This window comes from Actinomycetospora sp. (assembly GCF_036497585.1).
Taxonomy (GTDB): Bacteria; Actinomycetota; Actinomycetes; order Mycobacteriales; family Pseudonocardiaceae; genus Actinomycetospora.
The window spans coordinates 1-3,181 of sequence record NZ_DASXJD010000193.1 but is presented as its reverse complement, the minus strand read 5'-3'; the positions used below and the strand labels follow the sequence as shown (position 1 = coordinate 3,181).

Below are 3,181 nucleotides of genomic sequence, written 5' to 3'. Positions count from 1 at the left end.
TGTCCACGTGGACCGGGTAGTAGACCCGGCTGCCGCGCGTGAGGTTCTTGATGTCGTGGTTGCCGCCGTTCTCCCGGGCGGGTGCGGTGCGGGCGCCGTAGCGGGCGATGTCCTCGGCCACGGTGCCGCTCGCCGTGCCGGCGAGCGCCCCGTTGGTGATCGGGGGGAGCGCGAGCGGCGGCACCCGCTGCGGGTCGCGGTCGATCAGCGCCTGCTCGCGGCGGTTCCACCGGGCCAGCAGGTCGGCCGAGGGGGCCGTGCCGAAGAGCCCGGGGTGGGTGATCCCGGTGTAGCGCACCCCGGGGAGGTGGCGCGACGTCGCCACCTGGCCGTGGAAGTCCCAGATCGCCTTGACCGAGTCCGGGTAGTAGTCGGTGAGGAAGCCGCCGCCGTTGGTGCGGGCGAACACCCCGGTGTAGCCCCAGCCCTGGCCGGGCGCGTCACCGCGGTCCTGCGGGGGCGGGCATTGGCCGAGGTCGAGGATGTCGACGACGAGCAGGTCGCCCGGCTCGGCGCCCTCGACGCCGATCGGGCCGGAGAGCATGTGCACCCGGTCCAGGTCGACGTCGCGGACGTCGTTCGCGGAGTCGTTGTTGCCGATCTGCGCGTCGGTCCACTCCTTGCACTCGACGCGGAACTCGGCGCCGGGGCGCACCATCGTCGCGAGCGGGACGTCGGGGTGCCACCGGTTGTGGCCGGGCACGGCCTGGTCGCGCATGGACTTGGACTGGTCGACCTCGAAGACGGTCTCGGGCACGGGGATCACTTCCTTCGGACAGGCCGGCACGAACCGACCGGGGACGTCCGGCCCGGGCGGGCCGGAGGAGGGCGCGGCGGGGTCGACCGGTGGGCCGACCCCGCCGCCGGGAGGCGGGCCTCAGGCCCGCGAGAGCGGACGGTCCGGGGCGGGCTCGGTCGGCTGCGGGGTCGGCTCCGGCGCCTCGACGGCGTGCCGGGGTCCCGCACCGCGCAGCGTGGGCAGCAGCGCCACGACCATCACGACGCCGACGGCTCCGAGGACGAGCGCGGTGAGCCCGCGGTTCTGCCACAGCCCGGCCAGCAGCAGGAAGCCGGGGACGGCCGCGGTCACCCATCCCTCGATGAGCGCGACCCAGCCGGTGTAGCGGGTGAGCCGCTCACGCTTGAGGCCGAGCAGGACGAAGAACAGCGACCACAGCAGCGCCCAGTAGAGCCAGATGACGCCGAACGGCTTGTTGGCCAGCTGGGTGAAGTTCAGCGCGGAGAAGCCGAGCGCCGCGACGGCGACGAACAGCGAGAACCACCCGACGCCGGTGGAGTCGAGCCCGCCGAGCAGCCCGATACCGACGTAGAGGTAGGTGAAGCCGAACAGGTAGAGCCCCGACGCCTGCAGGATCGTCGTGGTGTCGCCGTTCGCCGTGAAGATCAGGTAGGTCGGCGTGACGACCTGCAGCGTGCCGACGAAGAGGTTCAAGATGGCGGCGGCCTTGGGCTCGACCCACCCCAACAACATCAGGCCGTTGATGAAGAGCACGGCCCCGACGTAGAACAGTCCCACGGACGCCATGGCGACGCCCTCCTTCTCTGGCCGGAGGCCCGGGGCACACCCGGGTCTGGATCAACCCCCCGGCCGGGCGCGTCGTCCGGACGCGCCCGACGGTCCCCCCTACGGCGGGCCCCGCTACAGCGGGCGGCCCGGGCCCGGTCGCGTGACGACCTCGGGCTCGTCCCGGCTGCGCTCCTCGCGCGTGAAGGCGTCGCGCATCCCCCGCGGGAGCCGTGTGAGGCCGGGAGCCGTCCAGCGGCGTCGCGTCCACGCCCCGCAGCGGGGACACTCCGCGTGCTCCGGTGCGGCTCCCATGGGGAAGGTCAGGTCCACCGAGCCGCACGTGGCGCAGCCGTAGGCGTAGGTCACCATCTCGGACCTCCCTCCCCGACCTCGTTGCCGGGAAAGCGACCATCCGCCCGACGTGTGCCAGGTCACAAGGGCGAAGGTCCCGCGGCCCCGGGACCGCGGGCCCTGGTCGATGGTTCGACGCCCGAACAGCTCGGCGCCCGAGTTCTCGGGCGCCCGGATCGTCGCGGCGGAAGCGGTCGCACGGCGGACACGCGCCGAAGCCGGTGCGCGGGACCCTGGTCGGGTGGCCGCCGAGCCGCCCGCCGCGGGCGCACCCGTCCCACCCCTGTGCGAACGGTGCTGGTTCCCCGTCCTGCCCGAACAGCCCCGGCGCCGCTACCACGCGCGGGCCCACGGGACGCCGTTCGCCCCGCTCTGGATCTGCCACGAGCACCGCGGGCGGTGCCCGGAGCCCTCAGCCGGCTGACGACGCGGGCAGGTCCCGGCGGGTGCGGGGGGCCCCGGACGTCGAGGTCGCGCCGACGTGGCGGCGGACGTCGGCCACGGCCGCCGTCAGCGCCCGGATCCGGGCGGCGTCGCGCTCGGCCCGGGGGCGGCCCGCCAGGGCGCGCTCGAGCTGGGAGTAGGAGTCGCCTACCCCGGCGCCGGTCGCGATCCGTCCGCACCAGACCAGGCCACGCCACAGGCGGGGGCCGTGACCGCCGCGGGCGCGGGCGAGACGGGCCCGCGCCCCGCGCTCGATCCGGGTGAGCGCCGGGTCCGCGGGGTTCTCCGCCAGCCCGACCCGGGCGATCGCGACGACCACCACGTCGGTGGCCGCCCGCGGCCCGACCGCGCCGACCAGGTCGGGCGCGATGACGGCCAGCTCCGGCCGCGCGTCGGCGCGGACCGCGTCGTTGACCCGGCGGGCGAGCTCGGCGAGGGCCCCGTCGGTGCAGCGGGGGTGGTCGCTCCAGGGCTCCCCGGCCAGCACCGAGGTGTACTCCATGACGCACGATCCGCGCTGCGGCCCGCGGTGCCTGCCGGCCGAGAGCACCGGGAGCCCCTCCGGTGCCGCGGTCCACGCCACGCCCTGCCCGCACTGCCCGCCCTGGTCGTTCATCTCGGTCCCTCCTGGTCCGCCGCTGTCGCTGTGGGTACGCGACCGGCGGTCCCCGCACCCCGGGCACGGGTCCCGTCGAACCGGGCCGTTGGACCCGGGTCGGTCGCGGGCTCCGCCGCCGGGAGCGCGCGCAGCAGGTCGCCCCGGCTCACCACGCCGGCGAGACGGTCGTCGTGGTCGACGACGGGGAGCAGCCGCAACCGCTGCTCGACCATCGCCCGGGCCGCCTTCTCCAGCTCGAC

The 3,181-nt window shown here is 75.5% G+C and carries 5 protein-coding genes; all 5 read right to left on the bottom strand.

Annotated elements, in window-relative coordinates; genetic code table 11:
• On the bottom strand, nt 1-757 hold a 757-nt coding region (locus tag VGH76_RS18515), incomplete at its 3' end, for an acetamidase/formamidase family protein (protein WP_331558186.1).
• A gap of 120 nt (nt 758-877) precedes the next feature.
• On the bottom strand, nt 878-1,546 hold the full coding sequence (locus tag VGH76_RS18510) for an AmiS/UreI family transporter (RefSeq protein WP_331558185.1): 669 nt from the start codon (nt 1,544-1,546) through the stop codon (nt 878-880).
• A gap of 114 nt (nt 1,547-1,660) precedes the next feature.
• Complete coding sequence (locus VGH76_RS18505; RefSeq protein ID WP_331558184.1) at nt 1,661-1,897, bottom strand: FmdB family zinc ribbon protein; 237 nt, start codon at nt 1,895-1,897, stop codon at nt 1,661-1,663.
• Between the two features lie 394 nt (nt 1,898-2,291).
• Nucleotides 2,292-2,939: a hypothetical protein gene (locus VGH76_RS18500; RefSeq protein ID WP_331558183.1), complete on the bottom strand. Its 648-nt coding sequence runs from the start codon at nt 2,937-2,939 to the stop codon at nt 2,292-2,294.
• The coding region (locus VGH76_RS18495; protein WP_331558182.1) for a CBS domain-containing protein at nt 2,936-3,181 on the bottom strand (246 nt) is incomplete at its 5' end. The genes VGH76_RS18495 and VGH76_RS18500, both read right to left, overlap by 4 nt.

Coding starts and splice junctions, on each gene's coding strand:
- VGH76_RS18510 (WP_331558185.1), bottom strand. CDS start 1,546: ATGGCGTCCGTGGGACTGTTCTACGTCGGGGCCGTGCTCTTCATCAAC.
- VGH76_RS18505 (WP_331558184.1), bottom strand. CDS start 1,897: ATGGTGACCTACGCCTACGGCTGCGCCACGTGCGGCTCGGTGGACCTG.
- VGH76_RS18500 (WP_331558183.1), bottom strand. CDS start 2,939: ATGAACGACCAGGGCGGGCAGTGCGGGCAGGGCGTGGCGTGGACCGCG.